The organism is Aporhodopirellula rubra (assembly GCF_014192335.1).
Lineage (GTDB): Bacteria > Planctomycetota > Planctomycetia > Pirellulales > Pirellulaceae > Rhodopirellula > Rhodopirellula rubra.
In genome coordinates this window covers 38,981-64,144 of record NZ_JACHXU010000023.1, presented here as the reverse complement: position 1 = coordinate 64,144, position 25,164 = coordinate 38,981, and the positions used below count along the sequence as shown (strand labels likewise).

The 25,164-nt window shown below is 55.7% G+C and carries 17 protein-coding genes; 13 read left to right on the top strand and 4 right to left on the bottom strand.

Annotation, left to right across the window (positions count from 1 at the left end; genetic code table 11):
- Positions 1-261 precede the first annotated feature (261 nt).
- Together FHS27_RS24440 and FHS27_RS24435 are read left to right on the top strand one after the other, a co-directional pair.
- Positions 262-1,437, top strand: a complete 1,176-nt coding sequence (locus FHS27_RS24440; protein ID WP_184307998.1) for an SHD1 domain-containing protein — start codon at positions 262-264, stop codon at positions 1,435-1,437.
- Between the two features lie 182 nt (positions 1,438-1,619).
- The gene (locus FHS27_RS24435; RefSeq protein ID WP_184307996.1) at positions 1,620-2,093 is read left to right on the top strand and encodes a hypothetical protein; all 474 of its coding nucleotides are present in this window, start codon (positions 1,620-1,622) and stop codon (positions 2,091-2,093) included.
- 832 nt (positions 2,094-2,925) lie between these two features.
- Here FHS27_RS24435 and FHS27_RS24430 read toward each other — a convergent pair.
- Both FHS27_RS24430 and FHS27_RS24425 read right to left on the bottom strand, forming a co-directional pair.
- The gene (locus FHS27_RS24430; protein WP_184307994.1) at positions 2,926-5,877 is read right to left on the bottom strand and encodes a DUF1588 domain-containing protein; all 2,952 of its coding nucleotides are present in this window, start codon (positions 5,875-5,877) and stop codon (positions 2,926-2,928) included.
- Between the two features lie 35 nt (positions 5,878-5,912).
- Positions 5,913-7,277 carry a DUF1552 domain-containing protein gene (locus FHS27_RS24425; RefSeq protein WP_184307974.1) on the bottom strand — a complete coding sequence of 455 codons (1,365 nt, stop codon included), beginning with the start codon at positions 7,275-7,277 and terminating at the stop codon, positions 5,913-5,915.
- A gap of 835 nt (positions 7,278-8,112) precedes the next feature.
- On the opposite strand from FHS27_RS24425, the gene FHS27_RS24420 reads away from it, so the two are divergent.
- The 3 genes from FHS27_RS24420 to FHS27_RS24410 all read left to right on the top strand — a co-directional run bounded on the left by FHS27_RS24420 (position 8,113) and on the right by FHS27_RS24410 (position 12,754).
- On the top strand, positions 8,113-8,286 hold the full coding sequence (locus tag FHS27_RS24420) for a hypothetical protein (protein WP_184307972.1): 174 nt from the start codon (positions 8,113-8,115) through the stop codon (positions 8,284-8,286).
- 81 nt (positions 8,287-8,367) lie between these two features.
- On the top strand, positions 8,368-9,576 hold the full coding sequence (locus tag FHS27_RS24415; RefSeq protein ID WP_184307970.1) for a DUF1559 domain-containing protein: 1,209 nt from the start codon (positions 8,368-8,370) through the stop codon (positions 9,574-9,576).
- A 151-nt stretch (positions 9,577-9,727) separates the two neighbouring features.
- Complete coding sequence (locus FHS27_RS24410) at positions 9,728-12,754, top strand: FG-GAP-like repeat-containing protein (RefSeq protein ID WP_184307968.1); 3,027 nt, start codon at positions 9,728-9,730, stop codon at positions 12,752-12,754.
- 290 nt (positions 12,755-13,044) lie between these two features.
- Here FHS27_RS24410 and FHS27_RS24405 read toward each other — a convergent pair whose 3' ends face one another.
- Together FHS27_RS24405 and FHS27_RS30830 are read right to left on the bottom strand one after the other, a co-directional pair.
- The gene (locus FHS27_RS24405) at positions 13,045-14,010 is read right to left on the bottom strand and encodes a DUF1559 domain-containing protein (RefSeq protein WP_246420795.1); all 966 of its coding nucleotides are present in this window, start codon (positions 14,008-14,010) and stop codon (positions 13,045-13,047) included.
- A 281-nt stretch (positions 14,011-14,291) separates the two neighbouring features.
- Positions 14,292-14,969, bottom strand: coding sequence for a hypothetical protein (locus tag FHS27_RS30830; RefSeq protein ID WP_221225357.1), 678 nt, complete (start codon positions 14,967-14,969; stop codon positions 14,292-14,294).
- 319 nt (positions 14,970-15,288) lie between these two features.
- On the opposite strand from FHS27_RS30830, the gene FHS27_RS24395 reads away from it, so the two are divergent.
- The 8 genes from FHS27_RS24395 to FHS27_RS24360 all read left to right on the top strand — a co-directional run bounded on the left by FHS27_RS24395 (position 15,289) and on the right by FHS27_RS24360 (position 25,137).
- Positions 15,289-16,656, top strand: coding sequence for a BBP7 family outer membrane beta-barrel protein (locus FHS27_RS24395; RefSeq protein WP_184307966.1), 1,368 nt, complete (start codon positions 15,289-15,291; stop codon positions 16,654-16,656).
- 31 nt (positions 16,657-16,687) lie between these two features.
- Entirely contained in the window at positions 16,688-17,701 is a 1,014-nt protein-coding gene (locus FHS27_RS24390; RefSeq protein ID WP_184307964.1) for a diacylglycerol/lipid kinase family protein, read from the top strand.
- 41 nt (positions 17,702-17,742) lie between these two features.
- Positions 17,743-18,033, top strand: a complete 291-nt coding sequence (locus FHS27_RS24385; RefSeq protein ID WP_184307963.1) for a hypothetical protein — start codon at positions 17,743-17,745, stop codon at positions 18,031-18,033.
- A 227-nt stretch (positions 18,034-18,260) separates the two neighbouring features.
- Complete coding sequence (locus FHS27_RS24380; RefSeq protein WP_184307960.1) at positions 18,261-19,280, top strand: TRAP transporter substrate-binding protein; 1,020 nt, start codon at positions 18,261-18,263, stop codon at positions 19,278-19,280.
- Between the two features lie 13 nt (positions 19,281-19,293).
- Positions 19,294-19,806 carry a TRAP transporter small permease gene (locus tag FHS27_RS24375; protein ID WP_184307958.1) on the top strand — a complete coding sequence of 171 codons (513 nt, stop codon included), beginning with the start codon at positions 19,294-19,296 and terminating at the stop codon, positions 19,804-19,806.
- The gene (locus FHS27_RS24370) at positions 19,806-21,272 is read left to right on the top strand and encodes a TRAP transporter large permease (RefSeq protein WP_184307956.1); all 1,467 of its coding nucleotides are present in this window, start codon (positions 19,806-19,808) and stop codon (positions 21,270-21,272) included. Before FHS27_RS24375 ends, FHS27_RS24370 begins: the two co-directional genes overlap by 1 nt.
- 136 nt (positions 21,273-21,408) lie before the next feature.
- Positions 21,409-23,805, top strand: coding sequence for a glycoside hydrolase family 3 N-terminal domain-containing protein (locus FHS27_RS24365; protein ID WP_184307954.1), 2,397 nt, complete (start codon positions 21,409-21,411; stop codon positions 23,803-23,805).
- A gap of 285 nt (positions 23,806-24,090) precedes the next feature.
- On the top strand, positions 24,091-25,137 hold the full coding sequence (locus tag FHS27_RS24360; protein ID WP_221225356.1) for a glycoside hydrolase family 5 protein: 1,047 nt from the start codon (positions 24,091-24,093) through the stop codon (positions 25,135-25,137).
- Positions 25,138-25,164: the final 27 nt, after the last annotated feature.

Below are 25,164 nucleotides of genomic sequence, written 5' to 3'. Positions count from 1 at the left end.
AAAAGTTTGCAAATTTTCGAGCGAATAGGAGTCGACCACAACCTTCCGGGGAGCGACTCCTGCCTTCATCCGACCCGTGTACGGGGAAGGGACCAGCAACGCGGAGATTCTATCGTTTGAGTTTTCTACGCTCGAGTGATGTTATCTCAAGGGAACTTGTCTGGATGTTAGGGTGTCTAAATCCCCCAAGGGAAGAAATGATGGTATTGTTTCTATGCAGACGATGGTAATGCGGATTGGGAGGGGCACGAAATGATACTCATGAATAATCTCGGAACGATTTCAGGTCGAAGCAGGATCGTCCGCTGTGGTTCTTCTTTGGCGGGAATCCTTCTCGGTGCCGTTAACGCTACCGCGAATGCAGCGCAGGCGAATCAGGGTGCTCCCGAGAAGGGGCTGGTGGGTTTCATAGTCGTGATTGTAATTGGCCTCGTGATTGTCGGCTTTGGGGCCTACGCGATTTGGTTAGGCATCAGGGAGCAAACGGAGGCGGAGAAGGCAAAGTACCGTCGTGACTCGTTGGCTGCTTACGGTTACGTCAAGCCTCCGATTCCGATCTACAAGAGTGCGATCGCGGTTGTTGTCGGCATCGTAATCCTTTTAGGTGGAATCATCTTTCTGATCTTTGTGCCCGGCAGTGCGAAGAAGGCGCCCGTGGCATCATTGCCGAGAGTAGATGTCTCGGTTGCGAAACCGACCATGCGGTCCGTAGCCTCCGAACCTGCGGTTGCATTCGAGTCCCAAATTGTGCCGCCTCTCGAAACACCGCCGAAACCGAGCGTCGACAAAATAACGGCGTCTTCGCCCGCGATTCCCAGCGAGAAAGTGGAAGAGACGCGGTCCCGAGGGGATGCCATGCCAAAGGTGGAAGAGCCGGATGCACCCAACGAATCCCAGGCGTCGATTGATCGAGAACCTGCCGCGTCGCCAAAGCCGTTGGCTGGTGTGACACGATACAAAATCGGGATCCCGCTACCTGACGGCGCGATGATCGTCGCGCCCGAAACTCCACTGTCACCTGGCATGAAGTTGGGGGCCGTGTGGGGGCGAAAATGGAACTACGTCACCGTCGACCGGGTTCATGACGATGGCACCGTCGATGTTACGTGGGACGGTTGGCGTACAAAATACCGAATGGTGAGAGAAGACCTTGCGATCGCTAAAGACGTTGCACTCGCCCAGCAAACACGGGACGCCGTGTCAGTAGATGGGGCATCGGGCGTTGGGGTGAACGGCAATCGTGAACGACTATGGAACGATGCGTCCGGCAAATTCTCCGTCTTGGCGACTTATGTAGATTCTAAAGGCGGTTTTGTTTTGTTGCGGAAAAGCAACGGGGATGAGGTGTCCATTCCGATCATTAAGTTGAGTAAACCGGATCGCATTATGATTCTCAAACTGGCCAAACAAAAGTCGCTCCAAAACGATGATTCGTAGAAGCGAGGGCCGTCGTGGTGACAGGTAAGAGCCAATTCATATGGTCGGAAATGTTGCGAGAGTGTTGCGAACGTTTCGGGGACGCCCCTCGAAATTTTGGCGATGCTGAAAAGCGGTATTTGCGAGTAGCGTTTTCGTTGATTACGCGCATCGTATCTCGATCCGATGGTCTTTGCCGACCTTTGTCTGCTCAGCGAAAAGTGTTTCGCGACGGCGTGATCGTTTGGGGGCATTTGATCCAGGCCAATGGCGGCCTGTTTGTACCTGGGCAGCAAAACCTTCCCGGTGAAATGGTTTACAGCTTGCAATCTCACGGTCTTGATCCACAGGAACTCGGAAACGTGGCTACGGAATTGGCCACGCTCAAAGGGACGCAACCGACGTCACATGCGCTTCGCGAGATCGCGGATTACCTTACCGATGAAATGATTCGTGTTTTCGGGTTGGCGGTCCCGCCGAGCATCTCACGTGACGGGTGTTTGATTTCAACGGTTCAATTCGCTCGCCATCATTTGCCGAACCAAATGCTCAGCGATAGCGTGTTGCCGCTCGTGGTGGCTCCTCAATCGCCACACTATGCATTCGTTTTGCCTGCGGTCTATTGGCCCGAGCAATTGCTGCATTGTTGGGGCTGCGAACGTCCACGCATTCGGTAGCGTCTAACCATCCACGCGACCGCTTTCGATCTTGGCAAGATGTGCTGTCTCATCGACAGCCTGTTCGATGAATCGTCCTCTCGATTGCCAAGAGGGGCTTAACGAGAGCACCAGGGATTGGTAACAAAAACAGTCGTAAAGCATTGCAGCGAGTCTGTGAGGAACATTCCTGGTTTGATGCGATATTCCGACGATCCAAAACAGTTGGAGGTAATAGGCATGAAACTGTTCTTTTCAAAGCAGAGGCTGTTTTCGCATCATGAGTTGCGTCAGCGCATTTGAAATATGAATTGGGGGCGTGTTGGGGACTGAGCGAAACTACGATCGCCGCAAACAGGGAGGTACTCAGTGGCGAAATTGGGGACCGCGTTAGCATCAAACCCACGAGGCGGGGCAAAACGATTTCTATTGCCGAAACTAAGCGAGCGTCTGGAAAAGCTCATTTGCAGTAATGTGCGTTTGACGTGCGTCCATTTGAACCGTAGCTGCGTTTGACCGGTCGCCTGTCTGCAACGAAACCCCACCACGTCGGGCATTCGTTGGAAGAAATCGATTCAAACCAATGACGAACAACAGAGCGACGTCTATCAAAACTGAAAGTTCGGGAAGGGGAGCCAGCGTCACCTGGATATCGCGAACAACGCGTTGCAGGACAGGGGGTGAAGGCAAACGCTACCAGAGGGTTCTCAAGCCAATCTCGGGGCCTCGCCCGATTGAGGACGCGGCGTCAGAGACAATTCTCGAAAGAGGCGTGATTCACAGCGGATTAGCTCATTCGAGTCGTGTCATTCATGATGGGGACGGATTCCACCGCGATGGTGTGAGGAGGATTTCAGGGCGCGCTGAATCGTTCGCTACGAATCACTTCGCCTAGCAAGGTCTGCAACCGGTAGTTGTCGTCGGCGGCACGGGCGAGTATTTCGTCCACCACCAACGTGTCGGCGGGTGTGAGTTCTTGTGCGAGTGCAAAACGCAGCAGGTGCTTGGTGAAGGCTTTGGCGAAACGATGTCGCTCCTTCACGACCGCGGCTTTGAAACTGATCGCTTCGACGAAATCATGTTTTCGCATCAGCGTGCCGCTGGCATCCACCGCGCGACCGTTGTCGTACACATCGCGCCATCGACCGGTGATGTCAAAGTTCTCCAATGCAAAACCGAGGGGATCGAGTTTGGTATGACAGCCCGCGCAGGACGCGTTGTCGCGATGAGCGGCAAACCGCTCGCGGATGGTCTGGTCTTTGTCGCCAGCTTCTTCATTGAGCGGCGGCACATCGTTGGGCGGTGGATCGGGTGGATCATTGAAAATCACCTCGATCACCCACACACCTCGGGCCACCGGATGCGTTCGCTGGGGCCCCGAAGTCATGCTGAGCACGGCGGCGTTGGTAATGATTCCGCCATACCTTGGATCACGAATCGGGACTCGTTGAAACTCGCGGGCCTGCATCATTGTGCGGAGCTGGTCGTCGTACGTTTGCTGAGCGGCCCGGACGACGGATGCGGGATCAATATTCACAGGCACTTGGTTCAATTTTTCCCGGTGATCGGCCAGGGCAGCGACCAATTGGTCACGCCTCAGTCTCTGATCAGGAGTCATCGCCGCGACCAGATCGCGGGTCGTGACAAAGCCCTCCCGCTGTGCCACAGCCGCTTCAACTTCGTCCACCGTCAACGCTCGATCGTACAACCGAGCCCGATCGATGCTAACGGAAAGAAACCGGTCGCCGCCCGGCGGCAAATGACGGAGTCCGAACATCACGTTCGTGACGTCGCGTGGAAACGTCGCCTGTCCCTTCTGATACGGCTGACCGTAGGGCAGACCGTTACGGTACAACCTCTTGGTCCCGTCGTCCTCGTACACCATGACCAGATGCAGCAGATCGTCGGCGATGGTCTCGTCATACGCGTCAACAATGTCTTCGGTACGCTCAAAGCCGTTGCTGCCGGACATCCAACGCAGGTTCTGCCGTTCTCCCAATACGATGCTCTCAAACAGTCCGCCGGTCACTTGGAGGCCCATTAGTCCGCCGCCGCGTTGCTCCAATGTCGCGAGCTGAAACCAGACTTCCATCGTCTTGGCGTTGAAATCGATGGGCAGCGGCTTGCTGAGTAAATGAGCGCCGTCCAAGACAACCCGCCCATCGCGAAACTGAATCTCGCCGTGTGCCGTCAGATCCAATCCCCGCACGGACTCCGATAAATCGCCATCAAAGTCCCAGCTGGCATAGGGTTTCAGATCGACGGGGGGGAGAACCGACTCGGAGCGTTGACGCTCTTGCAAGACCGCCCGGCGGACCGGCTCCACAAGCTGGCTCCGTTCCGCCTCCAAGCCGGCAATGGCTTCCTGCAGTTCACGTCGCCGTGTGTCCCTTTGTTGATTCTCGACCTCGATCGCCTGCACATCGACCGGCGGTGGCGACAATTCGCTGTGGTACCACGTCTTTAGAAATTCACTCTGATAGGCGAAATCAGGAGCCAGCAAATCCGCAATCGGTCGATCCTCGACGAACACCGTATCGAACAGCAACAGCGGCTCCAGAACCATTTGCACGCTCGCGGGCAGGTTGGGTGCCAGAGCAAAGTAGCGATTGATCTGCGGATCCGGAGTGACCGCGAGCACGTTTTCCAACTGCATCCATTGGGATGGAAACGAATCTAAGAAACGTTCGATCCTGGGGTCCGCCAACATCCGCGTGAGAGTCTGATCAAGGATGGCCGGATCGGAAAGCTGTCCCGTCGCAGCCAGCCGCAACAGGTCTTGGTCGGGACAACTGCCCCAGAGAAAATAAGACAGCCGCGAAGCGAGCACGAAAGGTTGTTCCGACGGATCGGTCGCCGGTGAGCGATACAGGAATAGAGGCGACGACAGCACCGCCGCGGCAACCTTTTTCATGCCGTCCGGAAACGACAACCCGCCGTCCATTTTTGCGATCGCGTAGCTCGTGTACCGACCGATGGTTTCGTCATCGACCGGGCCACGGAAAGCGATTCGCAGGAACGGCTCCAACCGCTGCCGAATCACCCCATTGTGATCGCTGGAATCCACAGGCTCGGCAAAGAAATCGCCCCAGATGCCCACGGTCTGTTCGTTGAACTGCGGGCTTTCCACAATCGAAACACTGAGTCGCAGGAACGCGTCGAGCAACAACGGCGACAGCGTCAATTGACTCGCTTGATTATCGAATCCGTGTTCGGCTCGCAGGTCTTTGGGAAACGGTTTCACCCCTTCCAATCCCGGTTGGGGTTGCAATGAATGCGACGCCACCTGAACCGTATCGGGCATGTGAAATGGGTGCCCGCCCTGATTTCGGTCATGCAGATAATTGTGATGACGAGTCATCAGTTTTTCGGGCAATGGAAACACGTCACGATCCAGATCGAACAGATCGCGGACGGTATTGTTGTACTGAAAACGATTCAGTCGGCTGACAGGAATGCCTGTTGGAGGCTCGTGCTCGGTCGCCTTACGCAGCATCGCTCTCAGCGAGTTCACCGCCTGGGTCTGTTCCGCTTGGTTCAATCCCGGCTCCCCATCGGGTGGCATCGCACCGCTGGCGATGGCATCCAACACGCTGTCGATCCATGCGGGTCGGGCAAGAAGATCTTCTGCCGTGGCCAGCTTGTCAAAATCGATGTCCGCGTTTGCTTCGTCGGCACCGTGACAATCCAGGCAATGCTGCTGAAACAACGGGACGAGCACTTGTTGAAAATCTTGGTCCTGAGCGTGTGCCCCCTGGCAGGCCGCCCAGACCAAGCCAACGACAACGCAACTCCGTCTCATCATCGAGATTCGATGGAGATCCCGTTTCTTGTTTGTGATCATGTCCACAAGTCCGAAATGACACCGGTGCTGTCAGCGTAGGAGTCGATCTCCAAGCCCATCAGTTGAGCAAACGTCAGCCACAGGTTTGAATTCAGCGTGCCGCTGGGCAATTTGATAAATCGTCCTTGCTTGATTTGCCCCTGGGCATTGCCAGCGACCATCATCGGCAAGTCGTAATACTGGTGCGTCGCTCCATCGCCCAGTCCAGCTCCGAACGCAACCAGCGAGTTATCCAGCATTGAACTGCCGTCGGCCTCTGTCATCTCTTTCATTCGCTGGATCAGGTAGGCGTACTGCTGCATGTGGAAAACATCAATTTTCTGCAGGTCCTTGTAGCCATCTCCTTTCTGGTTGTGTGTCATGTTGTGATGCTGGACAGGTTTATCGAAAACGCCTTCGTACATCAACGTTGCATCCCAACGTTCTGGCCCTAGCATGAATGTGCAGACGTTGGTGATGCCCATCTGTAATGCCAAAAGCATCAGGTCCATTTGCAGGCGAATGTACTCGCCCCGAGGCAGCACTTCATTCTTGGGGACTTGCACGTCGACCTGGGACAACATCCGATCCATTTTTTGGATCCGCAATTCGATGCCGCGAACCATCTCCATGAACTCATGGAGCGTATGGCGATCCTTGTTGGCTAGTTTGCGAGACAGCGTCTTGGCATCCGCCAGGACCAGATCCGTGACGTCGCCGACGTGCTCGCGATAACTCTCACGCAGGAACAGGCGGTCATACAGTTTTTGAGGTTCACGAATCGACGGCGCGATTCGGCCGGGACCGTACCACGAGATGTTGTCGAATTCGATCGGTTCCTTCGGCGCGGTGAAGCCGTTGCAACTGATCTCCAAGGTGTTGAATACTGTGGAGTGGCCCACCGCGTCCCCAATCACCTGGTCCAACGTTCGACCATTGGGATGGGCAATGCCTTGCCGGGTGGCCTGCTCGGGAGACAAACTGGTCAGGTAACACGACGCTCCCTGGGCATGCACGTCCTGCCCGTCTTTGTAGGTTCGGTCGAGTCCCGTGATCAACGTCAGATCTTTGACGTGATCCGCCAGCGGCTGCATCGTTTCCGTCAACTCGATCGGATAGTAGCCTGGCTTGTGCTTGAAACGCCGCTCGTTCTTGATCTTGTCGGCTTCGAAGTTGCCAATGAACTCCGGTACCTCGGCGTTTTCCTCGCCGGGAAAAAAGCAACGCCGCACGATGCCGTTTGGCAAGTAAACGATCACCATCTTCTTGTTTGGCGTACCGATCTCGGAAGAGATTCCATCCGCCCAAGCCAGCGACGGGAGGAAGGGAAGCACAAGCGTGCCACCGTGAATGCGCAAGAAGCTGCGGCGGGAATGATTCATGGGGAAATCCTGCAGTGGGCGGGCAAACTGTTGATCAGTCTGTGTTGGGGGGGCTCCCGATTCTACCACGCCAAGGCTCCCCGTGTTGACATTGAGGGAGGACGAGAGAGAGAGGGGGGGCGGCAAGCCGCCAAAGATCAGCAGGTGTGAGGCAGCATCGAATACAAACGGCCTGAGGAGCAGGTTGCGCTAACAGGCAACCAATCTAGGCGTTGGGCAGGGCGACACCGTCCGCCAGACGGCATGGCATGGATTGGCTGTGGGGGGGGCGATTGTTGTCGGTAGGTGACCGCGTTCGATGCCAAGTGTGTCTCGGCAGCAATTCGTTTCGTGATCGCATGGTTCAGAGATTGACATGCGATCAGGGGCGATATTTGTCAAAGCAACTTTGGTGCCCATGCATATATGAGTTTGCGCAACGGAAAGTTTACTTTCCCGCAAAAGCAGTGAAGCATCGTGTAACGCCAACAGTCATAAGCCGTACGCGGAATAAGGAGTTAGCGAAAAAAAGAAAAGATGTGTGTTCCCAAGTGGGGCTTGCTGGCAAATTGTTGAGATTGATTTCGTGCCGTAAAACGCGGGGTAAAATGACTGATGTCTTGTTTGTTGGGAACTCGCCTCAAAGGGCATAAAAGCGTAGTATGTACCCTTTGTTTTAATGAAAAATTTGCTGGTTGAAGACCAACGAGCCGCCTTTAGAAAAATTGTTAGGGACTGCTCGTTCCCTTAGTCAATGGAGTTCGCAAACTGGTCTGTTCATGCTCGTTTGAGTGACTAGGTTTGTTTTCGAGGCGGATAGTTGGTCAGTTACTTCAAACGTGTCATAGGTGTGTGTATGCAAAACTCGATTCTTCAACTCGTTGGTCTTTTGATCATCCTGAGTTCGCTTGCTGGTTGTGGCGACAGTGGCGATGGGACTACCTACCTTCCGGTAGCGCCACCGACCGCCGAAGAGAGAGCGGAAGCGGCAGCGTACACCAAACAAATGACTGAACGTCCTGGACGCTGACCTGTATCGATACGGCTGTGGTCCTAGTGTGGATTGGAGCCTATCTCATTGAACACTCGTTTTCTATTTTTGAGGTATCAGATGACTTTTACCAAGCCACCCAGTGTACGCCACGTAAACCGTGGATTCACTCTGGTCGAATTGCTCGTTGTGATTGCGATCATCGGTGTATTAGTTGGCTTATTGCTCCCGGCTGTACAATCGGCGCGGGAAGCAGCGAGACGAATGAGTTGCAGTAACAACTTCAAGCAGATCGGACTCGGGCTCCATAACTACGAGTCCGCGTACGGTCGATTGCCTATGAATTCCGGCGGCACAAAGTCGGGCGGATCCGGCACGAACAACTCGCTTTGGCTGAGTTGGACAGTTGGTGTTTTGCCATTCATTGAGCAGCAGGGTTTGTGGGAACAAATCAGCAACCCATACGGATTCGAGCGTGACCGAGTCACGCCAATTTCGCCGCCCTATCCACCCATGGGGCCGCCGCCATGGGAAGAGTTTTATGCTCCGTGGTTGACGCAGGTGAATGGCTATCGTTGCCCGAGTGATCCGGCAACATTGATTCCAGGCAAGGTTGCCTTCAGTAATTATGCCGCCTGTGCAGGGGATGCTATTAAAGAACAGCATCACTCCGGGATTTGGCACGACGGACGCACCGGTTCAGAAGGTGGATGGTCGTCATGGTCGGTTGAAAATGTGGGACGTTGGGGACGCGGCGCGTTTCATGCTCGCCACTTCACGCGATTCCGTGACTTTCAAGACGGTTTGAGTAACACGATCATGTGCGGTGAAAACGCAGCCGACATTGGGCAGCAGCGTGAGGTCATCACAACCTGTTTGCTCGATAGTGAGGTTGAACGACGTCCACCCAACTACTACGAAACGTCCGGTGCGTTGGACGCGTCCCGTCCTGGCTATTGGGCCGAAACGGCGACGTTGGACGACAATATCAATCACGGTCGTGGGCATCGCTGGTCCGATGGACGCCCGCAATCATCGGTCATCGTCACGATCAGGCCTCCGAACAGTTACAACGTCGTCGAGGCTCACGGCAGTCGTGGTTTGCTCAGTGCGTCGAGCAGACACGTCGGTGGTGTGCATGTCTTGATGGGCGATGGGGCGGTGAGGTTCATCACCGAGTCGATCGATGCGGGTGACCAAAGTCACATACCATACGGTGAACCGAATCCTGGCTCGACGGGATTGGGTGCGGGTGAACCGAGTCCGTACGGTTTGTGGGGAGCTCTTGGGACGAAGGCTTCGCATGAAGTAATCGCGCAAGAGTTCTAGCTGCACCTGTTGAACTTGCGTTCATGGTGGTCTTCGAAACCATGGGATGCGTTACTTCGGTTTCGACCGAGGTAACGCGTCCTTTTATCTTGCGCGACGCAGAACAGTGTTCGCAGCATGTCGTTGATTCTTGTTCGGATCTGTGGTTGATATGAATCATTGCGTTGGTTGTTTTCGCGGGCTAAGAATCTGCTGTCTGTTGATTTGCGTCGCTTTGGCGGCGAGCGGTTGCGGCGACGATCAAGCACGCGAAGAGACGCCGCGCGGATCGGAGAGTCCTGCGTCGACGTTGGCGCAAGACACTCGTCCGATACCCGAACCTGAGTTGCCGGTTAGCGAGATCACTTCGTCGGTTCAGCGGGACCTGAATGAAGTCGCGGGCTTGATTGCGAATCGACAAATCGAGGATGCGCAGCGCGTTCTGACACGTTGCTTCATCGCCGATCCGGAAAACGTTCGGGCGTTTGAGCTCAACGGTGATTTGCTATGGATCGCAAATAAGCACGAGGAAGCGATTGCGGCCTATCGATCGATGTTGGAGCAAGGTTCTCCGGTGCCGGCGTCGCTCTACCGGAAAACAATTGACGCCTGTCTCAAGAGTGGGCACCCGTTTACAGCGGTGGAAGTTTTGAAACTCGCCACCGAAGTTTATCCGAAACATAGCCAATTCCATTATGACCTCGCGGGGATCTCAGCCGCCATCGGTGTGGTGGAAGAAGCGATCCCTTCTTTAAAGACGTTGGTGCGGCACGGAGTTGAGGACGTCGAGTCGCTCGTCATTACATCGAATCCGGATCGTGTTAAACCCGACTGGAAATACCTATACGGGCTCGTTCGCAGCTATCCGGCGAGTGAAGAGTTGCAACTCGGATTAGCAGCCATTGATTTTTCGAATCTTCGTTATCGTGACGCGGCCGAGAAGCTCGAACTGCTTCTCGATCGCCAGCCCGACCGCGACAAAGCACGACTGTTGTATGGGCGTTGTTTGGTTGAAATCCATGATGGCGAGCGGCTTCAGGAATGGCTTGCTAATCTGCCCGCACGGTTGCATGACAACGCGGCGTATTGGTACATCGCAGGTCGATGGGCGCAGACGCGTCAGGAATATCCGCAGGCCTGTTTCGCGTTTTGGTCTGCGTTGCAGCATGACCCTACTCATTTCCGTGCGATGACTGATCTGCATCAGTCCCTATTGCAGACGGATCATGATGAAATCGCTCAACAGGTAGAAGAGGTCGTTGCGTTGGAGACGCGACTGCGGAGTCAGTTGGATGACTTTTTTGCCGCCGAGCAGAATTCGCAACGAATCGCATTCAGTCTTGCTGACACGCTTGAACAGCTCGGTCGGCAGTGGGAGGCCGATGGTTGGGCGAAATTGGCTGTTAAGATGACAGATGACTTGGTCAGTGAGCCGGTCCCGCGAGCAAAAGCGATTCGGAAACAACTGACGAGTCAGACGCCATGGCAAAAGCAGGGCGTGGGTTTGGCAAGTCGTATCGATCTGTCGTCGATGCCCCGCATGAAGTGGGAGTTCGCTAATCCGTCGAGCCGTTCGCTGAACCAAGATGCCTTGCGTGCGCCCATGCTGGCCAACCGGTCGTTAGAAATGGGGTACGATCACACATCGATCCCCGGACTCGAAATCGGAAAGCATGGCTTTTGGATTTACCAAGCGTTAGGCGGGGGCGTCTCGGTGATCGATTTCGACTTGGATGGTTGGCCCGATCTGGCGTCTGCGGTTCTCGATGGCGAACCGTTGCGGCGAAATTCGTCAACAAACCAATTGCACCGAAATTTAGGTGGTCGATTCGTTCCCTGTCACACACAGGCGGATTATCACGATGTCGGGTTTGGGCAAGGGATCGCGGTCGGTGATTTTAACGGCGACGGTTTTCCCGATCTGTACGATACGAATATTGGTGAAGCGAAGTATTTCCAGAACAACGGGGACGGAACGTTTACCGACATGACCAACCAGATCGGCGTCTCGGGGAGTCGTTGGGGAACGTCGGTGGTGATCGCGGATTTTGATGCCGATGGAAATGCCGACATTTTTGAAACGTGTTATTGCGGTGGAACGGATCCGTACTCGAAACACTGCGGAGGTGGCAGCGATGTGGTGACATGCTCGCCGCTGAAGTTCGAGGCTGAGTTGGATGTTCTGTGGCGCGGCCAGGACGAGCTCGGAGTTCGTGACGCGAGCGGTCAACTGCGATCCGTCGCCGCGCCCGGGCGCGGGCTGGGCTTAGTGGCAGGTTTTTTCGACGAAGCGGCAGGAATGGATTGCTATGTCGCTAACGACATGTCCGCCAATCACCTTTGGTCCGCGTCCGATGGCGAGCGGGATGTCTTGTTGAAAGAGCAAGGCACCATACGCGGATTGGGGCTGAGCGGTATCTCGAAGGCGCAAGCGTCGATGGGGGTTGCCGCCGCTGATCCTGACCGCGATGGCGACATCGACTTTTATGTGACGCACTTCACGACCGATTACAACACGCTCTATGAGCAGGTCGCACCGGGAAGTTGGGTGGATCGAACCGTCCAAAAAGGATTGTTGGATCCGACCATGAAGTTCTTGGGGTTTGGTACCCAGTGGGTTGATCTGACCAACCAAAATGCCATGCAGCTCTTTGTCGCCAACGGGCATGTCAATCAGGTGGAGGAATCCGGAGAAGCATTCCGAATGCAACCGCAGTTGTTTGGCCAAGTGTCAGGTGGGCGATGGAAACAACACGAAGGGAACGAGGTAGGAGAGTATTTCCTGAATACTCATTTGGGCCGCGCGGTCGCGATCGCGGATCTCAATCGTGATCAACTCAACGACCTTATTGTGACGCATGTCGACACCCCGAGTGCGTTGTTGATGAACCAGACCGGCGAACCAGGAACGGCGATACGGTTTTACTTGAAGGCAACTCGTTCTCATCGTGATGCCATCGGCGCGAAAGTGTCTGTCGTCCGCGACGGGCAGGTCGAGGTTCACCAATTGCTCGCCGGTGATGGATTCCTGTGTTCCAACGAACGCTGCATCCACATCGGGCTTGGCGAGCAGTCCGTGGCAGGCGACGTGACGGTGTCTTGGCCGTCAGGGCATGTCGATCGGCTCGGCAATTTAGACGCGGGCCATGATTTCCTGTTAGTCGAGAACGAGCCCGCGTTCGAGCTTGCCACGCCATAACGCAGCGGTGAAACCGTTCGTCACGTTCGTTGATCTGATCGCTTTAGTGATATCACGCGTGAGTGCGGTGGTGAGCTGAACGCAAATTGGCGAGGCAATTCGATCGCCGGCAAAATATGCCGCAGCGAATGGGCGTCCTGCCGTTTGACTCTTAGCTTTGTTGTTCCATGGATTGGGGATCACACGGAAACAAGTGAGTCGACCATGCGTCTGTCCGCAGCCGAACGTCTCGTTCGGCCACGGTCGGATTGGTCTTTGGGGCTCGGTGATTCGAGGCACTGGCGATTTTGCTAGAACTCGTCGATCACTTCTTTGCCCTTGCGGGTGCCGAGTGCGTTGTAGAGTTTCTCGTCGATTTGGTCGGAGATCGCGCGGACGGATCCGTCGCAGAGGGCGAATTGGCAGAGTCCGACATGCGGGGCTGAAAGGCCTTTGTCATCGCCGTCAATTTGGTTCGGGCGATACTGAGTCTCAAACAACACCATGTGTCCGTGGTCATCGGCTAGATCATCGATGTCGCGGACGGCAGCCGACCACGCGGTTTCGAAGTGCATGTGACCACCGGCGGAGGCGTTGCTGGTGGGGAGAGGTCCGTTGGTCCGTTCGCCGAGTGCCAGCGTGTTGGAGAGACCATCGAGTATGTCTCGAAACCGCGTCGGGCTGTTTCGATAGAAAATGCCTTGGCTCTGCAGTGGTGTGTCATCGAGGTTGACGGTCGTGGTGGAGGGGCCCCAGTTCGCAGCGTATGAGGCTGCCGCATAGCGTTCAGTCGGTGTCACCGAGTCATCTCGAATCACGTAGGAGTCTTCCGAATAGGTGTCCGAGGGGCAGAGAAAGGTTGCCAGCGGTGTTTCGCGGGCGTCAATATTTTCGATGTCCCAAACCGGGCGGCTGAAATCGAATTGGTCAAACAATCCAGGTTGTTCAATTTGGGGAAGAATGGCTGTCCCCCAAGCGAACCCCATGTGGTTTGCGTCGAAGAGCGTGCCGCTCGGTCCCGGTTTGTGCAGGTAGCCCGGCGGAAGCCTGCCGAAGGTGGATTCGTAGTTTTGAATGCCAAGAGCGAGTTGTTTGAGGTTGTTGCTGCACGACATGCGGCGGGCTGCTTCTCGGGCGGCCTGCACCGCTGGAAGTAAGAGGCCGACGAGCACGCCGATGATGGCAATCACGACCAAGAGTTCAACAAGGGTAAAAGCCTCGCGGGAGTGACGGGGCGAAGGAGAAGGTTGCATTTGCATTGCTAGTTTTCGGTTCATTGTGTTTGGGTTTTGAGTGGATCACGGTTGCATCTGCGTGCTCGTGTATCCGCCCGCGCATGCAGATGAGCGTTCCAACCGAGGGCGGTTGTGTGCCTGCAGGAATGCGGTCATCCAGTCGCGACGAACGGCGCGTCTGCGCCGACATGACGGCAGACCGGTTGCGACGAGATAGGACGAGCGAACACGCAGCGATACAGACGCGGTCTCAACGCGAGAGGCGGAGAGAACAGTGACCGTTTGTTGCGTTCAAGATGGAGTTCAGATAACGCTGTAGGACGTTAAAGAGTGGCGAACTCGGGAGGAGGCGTGGAGGGAGGTTCGTTGACACGGCCTCCGTTCATGCGAAGAAGCAGGTCGCAAAGAATGCTCGCGGGCGTTGGCTCGAAAGCGAGGCTTTCAGGCGACAGTGGGCTGCGAACGTTGAACACGCGAATGAGCCAGGAGCGCAAGTCGACTGCGTCGAAGCCGTCGTTGGCGATCGCTTCGCGATTTCCGGATTCGAAAACGACAAACTCAAATCCAAAGAAGACGTAGTGCGAGTGAGGGTGAGTCGAGGCGATCTTGGTCGCGGAGTCAGGCGACACCGTTTGTATCAGTCGATCGTGGGAAATGTCCTGTTGGGAAGAAGTTGCCGGTGCGTGCGGGTGGGCGTGTTCGTGAGGGTGTGCATGGGCATGATCGTGCGCATGTCCATGTCTTTGTCCATGAGGATGGGGGTGGGGGTGCTCGTGGTGATGCGGAGACGATGGCGAGGATGAGATCGCTTGGACGTGAACGTGTTTTTCCTCGCCATCGGAGTGGCTGTGCGTCATGACGCCGCGCAGACCCAACATCGAGATCACGGCTGTCGCGAGGATCAGCAGAACGATCGATCGATAGAGGTGTCGATATTTCACGGCTCTCGTGTACGTCGCTGATGAGGTGAGCTGGGACCGAATGTTGGTGGGAGTGCTCACCGTGCTGGATCAGAACGCGGTGATGGTTCGGTCGGATGGGCCTGGCATCATAGTTAGCCCCACAGAGAAGGCAAAAGGGGACAACGTTTGGACAGGCGAAATGCCAACGAGAGCAAGCTGCCCAGGGGCGTTTGGGACGCGAAGGCAGTGGCCAACGCTCCCAGGTCGGGGGGCTTTTCTCTGACCACTTTGCGCTCGGCCACTTTGTGGTCATGGGGGGACTGATCTTGACAGCGGGAGACTAAAAAAAGAATGCTGCGGCAGCAGGGGCGGGGATCTTGAACGATTCTTGCGAATTTCACTCTAAAGATAGTTGCCGGTGCTCGACTCTAACTTCCTCTATCGTTTCATCATTGAATCTCCGATGCGGATCGTCCGTGCTACCGTTCTCATCGCTTGCGTTGTTTTCGTGACAGCGGATTTGTCGGCTCAGGATGCTGCGGACCCCTACGCGACCAGCGGATACGCGCCGTCTGGAACAGGATATGGGCTTCCGACGACCAATATTTTCACATCACCTCCGACTTGGCTGACGTCGAGCCAGTGGTCGGGCAGCGCGCCGGGTTACACCGGGATTCCCACCATCGGTTCACTCATCGGTGTCGAACCAGCCAGCCGTTTATGGCTCCGCGGCGAGTATTTACATTGGTGGACCGAGGGGATGCAAACGCCGGCGCTCGCGACGACGAGTCCCGACGGCACGGCACAAGCGGAAGCCGGTGTGCTCGGGTTTAATAACACGACGGTTCTGTTCGGTGGCAGTATTAACGACGGTTCCACCGCGGGGCTGCGACTTGAGGGCGGTTTCTTTTTGACGCCGACGGCCGCGTTCGGAATTGAGGGCGAGTACTTCTCTCTCGCCGAACAAGATGATGGGTTTTCGGGAGGCACGGGGCGTCAGATCCTCGCCCGTCCGTTTTATGACACCAATGCAGACCAGGAAACCTCGCAACTGATCGACTATCCGGGGTTGGTGGACGGAAGTCTGTCGATTCGCTCGGAGTCGAATCTGCGATCGTTCCTGATCGCGGGGCGAGCATCGTTGTGTCCTACCTGTGGCGGGAATTGTGTCGCCTGCCGAAACACGGACCGCGTCGATTGGATCGTTGGCTACCGGAATGTTCGGCTGGAGGACGGGTTGTCGTTTTCGGAGACTCTTGAGTCGCTCGACCCCGGAGCACCGGGGACGGTGCAGTTGAGCGATCGATTTCATTCCAAGAATGAGTTCAACGGTCTGCAGCTGGGCGTTGCCTATCAAGCCAATTTGAAGCGGATTTGGCTTGAGTCGTTGCTTCGCGTCGCGGTTGGCCAGAATACGCAAACGGTTAGCATCAGCGGCCAAACGGCGATCACCGAATTCGGAACCACAGAAAACTATCCCGGCGGTCTATTGGCCCAACAATTCAATTCCGGAACCTATGAACGTGATGAGTTCACGATGATTCCCGAGATTGGACTCACCCTTGGCGTGCGAATTTTTGACTGGATGCACGCAACGGCCGGATACACGCTAGTCTATCTGCCGGCGGTTGTTCGCGCCGGCGACCAAATTGATACTGATGTCAATCCCAACTTGTTGGCGCCGCCGGTCGATCCGCTGACCGGTTCACGGCGTCCTGAATTTAGGTACGTCGAAAGTGACTATTACGCTCAAGGCCTCAGCCTCGGACTGCAGCTCCAGTTCTGAGCATCGGGGCGCCTCTGACCCCACCGAGTCCGTGTCGACCTCCCGCAATCAAACGCATGAATTCGAACGCTCCGATCGTAAGATCCGGGAGGTTTGGATCACTGCGTCTCCCAAGGCGGGCAGCGGCGCGGGGCGAAATCAAATCGATCAACTGGTTACGTTGTTGCGCGGTCGCGGGATCGATTGTCGTGTGACGCACAGTATCGATGCGCTGCAGAAACGCGTTGCCGATGAGGCGATGGGAACGCAGCAATTCGCGGTTGTCGCGGCGGGGGGGGACGGAACGATCGCTTTGGTCGCACAGAATCTTCCACCGGAAATCCCGATCGTTCCCATGCCGATGGGGACCGAAAATTTGCTCGCTCGTCATTGGGAATTCTCGCCGATCGCGGCTGATGTCGCAGCGACGATCGAGCGAGGCGAGCGTTTTCAGATGGATGCGGGGTTGGCCAACGGGAAGTTGTTCCTCGTGATGGTCACTGCGGGGATGGATGCGGAGGTTGTCCGCGGCATGCATCTGACCCGGCGCGGGCACATCCGCAGATGGAGCTACGCCCGCCCGATCCTGCGTGCCCTGTCTCGTTATTCGTATCCGATCATTCGATCTGTCGAAGATGTATCTGAAGACGTCGATGAAGATGTTGCCGGTGATTTGTCCGGCGGCGGAAACGTTGGTCGAGATGAGCAATGCAAAGCCGTCGTTGTGAATGGGCCGATCGACGCGTGCTGGATGATGGCGTTCAATCTTCCCCGCTACGCGGCGGGACTCGGGATCGAGCCTGATGCGACGCCGAACGACGGTTTGCTCGATGTGCTTGCGATGCGACGTGGTTATCTATGGAGCGGGTTGAATTATCTCGCCCGCATAAAGCTTGGTTGGCACCTTTTGCACCCTGACGTGACCCGGCGCCGTGTTAAACGAATGACTTGGACGGCGCCGGACCGTGTGCCTTACCAGGTCGACGGTGATTACGCCGGTCGATTGCCGGTCAAGATCGAAGTCTTGCCGAACCGGGTCACGCTGCTTCAACCATCGAAAGCGTAGCCGATCGATGCGGTCACTGTCGGGCTCACGTCGCGTAGAACGTGAGCGAGTCCGGTTCGATCGGATCGCAGTGGGCAAGGCAACTGACGGCGTTCCCCGCCGCCGCATCGTTTCACTGTGTCGACGCATTCCGCAGTGCTGCGATGGAGCATGCCGCGATGTGCGATCGTTTGTCGCAGGTACGTGGATTCGTGTCGTGCGCAGGCGGACGGGGAGTCTTCGACTTTGCATTCGAGGTCGGTGCGACACTTGACGCGAAAGTGTGCAGGCTCCAAGATGCGGCGGGAATCTTCCCCTCACGGGGCGAGAAATGCGGCGATGTTGCTCCGTAGTAGATCGCCCGCGCACCGATTACGTTGAGTCGCATGGTGGCCAGCGGTGGCCGGCTCGTCTCCCTTTGTCCGACGCGGTGACTTTGGCTGCACGGTATTGTTGGGCCATCGATGCCGCTTATTTGAATTCGCCGAGGCATCGCTTGCGTGTGCTTGTCAAATCGGCGTTATCGAATCTTCTGGTCTGATTGCTCCCCTTTGTTGTTAAGAAATGTGATTGTTGAGTCATGACTAAAGCATGGTCCAGTTTTGTTGCAGGTTTGCTGATCGGCGTATTTTTGGCGACCGTTGGGTTTGCCAGCTATTTGCGTGTTCAGAAGTCGAGTGGTGGAGATCGGTCGACTCAGAAGGTGCTGAAACTCGGCCATGGTCTCGACACCAAGCACCCGGTTCATCTGGCGATGGAATCGATGAAAAATCGGCTGGAGGAATTGTCAGGCGGAACGATGACGGTCGACATCTATCCCAGCGCGGTGTTGGGGTCGGAAACCGAGTGCATTGAACAATTGCAGAACGGTTCGCTGGCGATGACGAAGATATCGGCTGCGGCGTTAGAGAATTTTATACCGTCAATGGCCGTGTTCAGTCTGCCTTATGTCTTTCGTGATGAGACCCATTTTTGGAACGTGCTCGAAGGTGAGCTCGGTCAAGAATTGCTCCGTAAAGGCGAGCAGAAATATCTGCGGGGACTTTGTTATTACGACGCGGGCAGTCGGAACTTCTATACGAAGTCGAGTCCGATTCGCACGCCCGAGGATTTGAAAGGAAAAAAAATTCGGGTCATGAACAGCGCGACGGCAATCGAAATGGTCAAGGCAATGGGCGGGGCACCCACGCCAATCGCTTGGGGCGAATTGTATTCCGCACTCGCGCAAGGCACCGTTGATGGGGCCGAAAATAACGCACCGAGTTTTTCAACGAACAAGCACTACGAGGTCTGTAAACACTTTTCGCTCGACGGCCATTCTCGCGTTCCCGACATGCTGTTCATGAGTCTTCCTGTGTGGGAATCCATGACCGAGCAACAACAGCAATGGTTGCAGCAGGCGGCGTCGGAGTCGGCGGTTTTCCAGCGAGAGCTCTGGCGCAAGGAAACGGACGCGGCGCTCGAGAAAGCGAAAGCGGAGGGCGTGACGATCTACGACGTCGACGTCGAGGCGTTCGCGGAGAAAGTGCAGCCGATGCTCGATCAAATCGAAAACCCGGACATCAAATCATTGCTCGATCGAATCGGTAGTTTGAATTAGAGCGTGAAAACGAATGTATCTTGTATTAAAAAAGATTACCGACGGACTCACGAAGATCCTGCAATTTCTGTTGATCGTCGCGATGACGCTGCTCGTGTTCGACGTCGTATGGGGAGTTCTCACTCGGTATGTCGGCGGTGAGCAGGCGAGTTGGACGGAGGAGCTTGCCCGGTTTCTGCTGATCTGGGTTGCCTTGCTGGGGGGCGCGGTCGCGTTCGAGACGAAGAGCCATCTCGGGGTGGATTACTTTGTCGGTAAGTTTGAGCAGAGCGTTCGGCGGAACCTTCAATTGCTGAGCCATGTGGTGGTTTTGTTCTTTGCGATCTCGATTTTTATTCTCGGTGGCGGGCGAGTCGTTTACGACGCCTTGGTTCTCAATCAAACGACTCCGGCACTCGGATGGAAGATGGGATACATCTACCTCGTGATTCCGGTTGCGGGTTGTTTCATGGTGCTGTTTACGATCAACAACCTGTTGGAAACGCTTCGGCTCGGCTGCGATGAAGAAACCGAGAAGGTGGACTGATGGGCAGCGTCGCGTTGATCTTGATTGTGACCTTTGCGGTCTTGCTCGTGTTGAACGTTCCCATCGCTGTTGCGATTGCGTTGGCGAGTTTTGTGGCGATTCTCGCTGAAGGCTCGGACCCATCGGTCGTGTTGGCGTCGCGCATGGTCAGCGGGGTGAACAGTTTCGCGTTGTTGGCGATTCCGTTTTTTATCTTGTCGGGACACTTGATGGGCAAAGGTGGTCTCGCGCGGCGATTGATTGACTTTGCCGCCACTTTGGTCGGGAGGTTGCCCGGCGGACTCGGATACGTCAACACGCTGACGTGCATGTTGTTCGGTTCGATTTCGGGATCGGCGGCCGCAGCGGTTTCATCCGTGGGCGGGTTCATGATCCCGGAAATGAACCGGAAGGGATACTCGCGTGAATTCAACATCGCCGTCACAACCACGGCCGCAACCACGGGGCTGATGATCCCGCCTAGCAATATCATGATCGTGTATTCCGTTGCAGCGGGGTCGGTTTCGATCGCGGCAATGTTCATGGCAGGAGTGCTGCCGGGGGTGTTGTCGGGATTGTGCATCATGTTTGTTGCCGGAGTGATCTCGATCTTTGCCGGTTATCGTGGCGAAGTGATCGAGATGGCGAAATGGAAGCCGATCGTCGCGACGTCGGTGATTGGCGCGACGCTTGTGACCGCCATGATGTCGCCTCGCATCGGATTGCTCGCCACGGCGGCGATCGCTGGTGCGTTGACGTGCGTTTGCCTGGGCTGTTTTACGACGTTTCGTCGAGCGTTCTTCACGTTGTTGTTGATCGTGATTGTGATCGGTGGGATCCTTGGTGGGATCTTCACCGCAACCGAGGCGGCCGCGATCGCGGTGGTCTACTCCTTTGTGTTGTCGGTGTTGGTTTATCGCGAAATCAGAACATCGGAGTTGCCGTCGATTCTGTTGGAGTCCGGAATCACGACGGCGGTGGTGATGTTGTTGATCGGTGCCAGTTCCGGGATGAGCTGGATCATGACGATGGCCAACATTCCTCAAACGGTCAGTGCGACTTTGTTGGACGTTTCTGACAACCCGCTCGTGATTCTTTTGTTGATCAACCTGTTGCTGATCCTGGTCGGGACGTTCATGGACATGACTCCGGCGGTGCTGATTTTCACGCCGATCTTCTTGCCGGTGGTGACAACGTTGGGCATGCATCCGGTTCACTTTGGAATCATGATGATCGCCAATCTGTGCATCGGGCTTTGCACGCCTCCGGTCGGCACGTGTTTGTTCATCGGGTGCGGTGTCGGCAAGACGTCGATTGCGAAAGTGACTCCGACAATGTTGCCGTTCTTTAGCGCCATGGTGGTCGCGTTGATGGTCATCACCTATGTCCCCTCCGTATCGCTCTGGTTGCCGGTGCAGACAAAACAGTTGAAAGAAGCCGAAGTCGAAAAGGCGTTCTTTATGGGTGAAAAGCCAATCGAACAATGATTGAAAATTAATTTGCCTCAGATCCCGGTTGGTCGTGAGAAATAGTCAAAACGAATGAGACGTTTTGCGTTGTCAAGCGAGTTCGATTGGGTTCGAAGACGCACACATCGCTACTTGGAAAATTTTGAGAGACGTAATGATGCACAACATGAAATTGCTGATCGCCTTTATGAGCGTGCTGTTGCTCGGCGGGACATCCTTCGCGGATGGGATTTACCATGACGGATGGATCGACCGGAACAAGAACGGTGAAATGGATCCGTATGAGAATCCAGAGCTACCCGTCGAAGAACGTGTCGCCGATTTGATTGGTCGGATGAACATGGACGAAAAGACCGCGCAGATGGGAACCATCTACGGTCACAAACGGGTTCTCAAAACGACGCACCCGACCGAAGATTGGAAGAACCGCGTTTGGAAAGACGGTATCGCGAATATTGACGAGCACGCCAACGGTGTTCGTCAGGTGATGGACATGACCGGACATGTCGAACACGCCGAATTGTTGAATCTTATTCAGCGGTGGTTCATCGAGGAAACTCGGTTGGGCATTCCCGTGGACTTCACCAATGAGGGGATTAGAGGGCTTTGCCACACGCTCGCGAGTAACTTCCCGAGCCAGATCGGGATTGGTGCGACATGGGATCGTAATCTCGTTCGTCAGATTGGCGAAATCACGGGAAAGGAAGCTAAGTCATTAGGGTACACGAACATCTATTCGCCAATCTTGGACGTCGTCCGCGACCCACGATGGGGACGAACGATCGAGTGCTACGGTGAGTCGCCCTATCTCGTCGGCGAACTCGGCAAGCAGCAAACACTTGGGATTCAGTCGCAGGGCGTTGCCTCGACGGTCAAGCACTTCGCCGCCTACAGCACTCCTCACGGCGGTCGTGACGGACGAGCCCGCACCGATCCTCAAATTCCGTTTCGGGACATGCACGAGATCTTGCTGCACCCGTTCGAAAAGGTAATTACGGAAGCCCATCCGAAGGGCGCGATGAGTTCGTACAACACCTACGACGGTGTGCCTGTCACGGGCAGTCGGTACTTTCTGACGGAGTTATTGCGTGACACGTATGGATTCAACGGGTATGTCGTTTCCGACAGTGGTGCGGTTTCGCGTTTGCACGAACAGCACGAAGTCGCCGAGGATTTCGAAGCGGCGATCGCTCTCGCGGTCAATGCGGGAATGAACGTTCGGACAACGTTCAAGAAAGTAGAAGACTTCATCGTGCCGTTGCGGAAGGTGATTGCGGACGGACGCATTTCGGAGGAAACGGTTGACGCACGTGTTGGCGATGTATTGCGAGTGAAGTTCGAGTTGGGGTTATTCGATCGTCCGTTCGTGGACGCCGAAGCCGCACCGTCGATCGTTCACACCGACGCGAACGAAGCGGTCACTTTACGGGCCGCACGTGAGGCGATGGTGTTGCTCAAAAATGACGGCGTCCTGCCGCTGAGCCCCGACACCTGTGGCACCGTGCTGGTCACCGGCCCGGCGTCCGATGACGCATCACCCATGATCAGTCGGTACGGACCCGGTACGTCGGATGTGGTCACACCGTTGGCTGGCATTAAGGCGTTCCTCGGTGATCGGGCCGACGTGATTCACTCCGCAGGCGTCGATTACTATGACGCGACATTTCCTGGTTCGGGAATTCTGCCCCAACCGCCCAATGACGAAGAACAAGCGAAACTGAACGAGGCGATCGAGGCGGCGAAGAAGGCAGACGTGATCGTTTGCGTGATGGGAGATAACGATGACACCGTCGGTGAATCGCGTTCCCGGACGGACCTGAACCTTCCTGGTCATCAAGATCTCTTGGTCCAAGAAATGGTGAAGACGGGCAAGCCGGTTGTGGTTGTGTTGATGATCGGTCGGGCCGCGAGCGTGAATTGGATCGACAAGTACGCAAACGGCATCTTGGTTTGCTGGCACGGTGGCGAGAAGGTCGGCCAGGCGGTAGCCGAGACGGTCTTCGGGCAAAACAACCCCGGTGGAAAATTGCCGATTACGTTTCCAAAAACAGTCGGCCAGATTCCGTTGGCTGTCCCCCACCGCAATGGTGCGTGGTCCAAACAGGAGGCTCGCCACGATCCCAACGGATGGGGAACCACACGCGTGCTCGGTCCGTTGTATTATTTCGGCTTTGGGCTGAGCTACACAACGTTCGAGTACGAGGACCTCGAGATTACGCCGGCTGAACCGACTGCGGACGATGAGATCACGGTAACCTGCAAAGTTGCCAACGCGGGAGACCGTGAGGGCGACGCCGTGGTGCAACTTTACATCAAAGATGCGGTGGCGTCGGTGGCTCCGTTCGAGCAACTCTTGCGTGGGTTCGAACGGGTTTCACTCGAGGCAGGCGAATCGAAGACGGTCCAATTCAAATTGTCGCCAAAGCGAGATTTGAAGATGCTCAACCGTGAAAACGAGTGGGTGGTCGAACCCGGTCGTTTTGACGTGATGATCAGTGACTCGTCTGGAGAAGGCGGGATCCAACAGAAGGGCAGCTTCACGATTAAGTAGCTGCACGAGTGAGTCGCTGGGCGAGTAGCAACTACTTGGCTACGCGACTAAGTGACGAGGTGTTTTCGCAACTAAACTGGTTCGAGAATAGGTGGCCTCGCGAAGAGGCAGCCAGAGTTGATGGCGCATGCAACCTGAATGCGGGATATCGTTGTCTCGCGGTTCGGCGTCATTTCATGGTGATGAGTGAGTCAAAGGTGAGTCGCGATCGACCGCCCGGGTTTTATGGTGAGCATCGGCGTCGCCGGAGATGGAGATTTTGGAGTGGGACCACGTGAGAAAAGCATGACGGGATTTATTCGATTCGATCGCACGGCTGCGCAGACGCCTCTCACCAGAGCGATGTTGTTGGTCGGTGCGTTTCTGGTTTGTGTCACCAACACGTTTGCCCAGTCTCGCTCAGGCGATTTTGTTGCCGAGCACGGGCAGTTGTCGGTTTCGGGAACACAGTTAGTGGACTCGGCGGGTGCACCGATTGTTTTGCGTGGGATGAGTTTTGGGTGGCATGTTTGGTGGCCGCAATTTTGGAACGCGGATGTCGTGTCCTGGTTGCGTGACGATTGGAATTGCACCGTATTGCGAGCGGCGATGGGGATCGAACCCCGTGGCGGCTATTTGCAATCCAGCGAAGAGGCCAAACAGATTGTGAAGACGGTGGTGGATGCGTGCATTCAAAATGGAATGTATGTGATTATCGACTGGCACGATCACAATGCCTCGAAGCATCTCGATGAGTCAAAGGAGTTTTTCGTTGAGATGGCACAGACGTACGGTGCCCATCCCAACGTGATCTACGAGATCTACAATGAGCCTGAGGGTGACACGTGGGAAGAAGTCAAGCAGTACGCCGAGTCGATCATTGCGGCGATTCGCGAAGTCGATCCCGATAACATCATTCTCGTTGGCAGTCCTCATTGGGACCAGGATGTTCACTTGGCGGCGGACGATCCGATCGATGGCGTTGCGAACGTGATGTACGCGCTGCATTTCTACGCCGGGACTCACAAGCAATCGCTGCGTGATAACGCCGATTACGCATTGTCAAAAGGGCTGCCGCTGTTCGTGTCTGAGTACGGGGGTTGCGAGGCGTCCGGTCTCGGCAAATTGGATCTTCCCGAATGGGATCGATGGGTGAAGTGGATGGAAGATCGCAAAATCAGTTGGTGCAAGTGGTGCATCGGTGACAAAGAGGAGACTTGTGCGGCACTGATTCCGCGCGCACGATCGACGGGAGGGTGGTCGCAAAGTGACCTCACACATTCGGGTGTCTACGTTCGAAATCTGTTGCGCAGACTGAACCAAGCCCCCGTCACTCCCTCGTCCGGCGAATAACGCGTGACCGGACTTCAATCGAGAAGG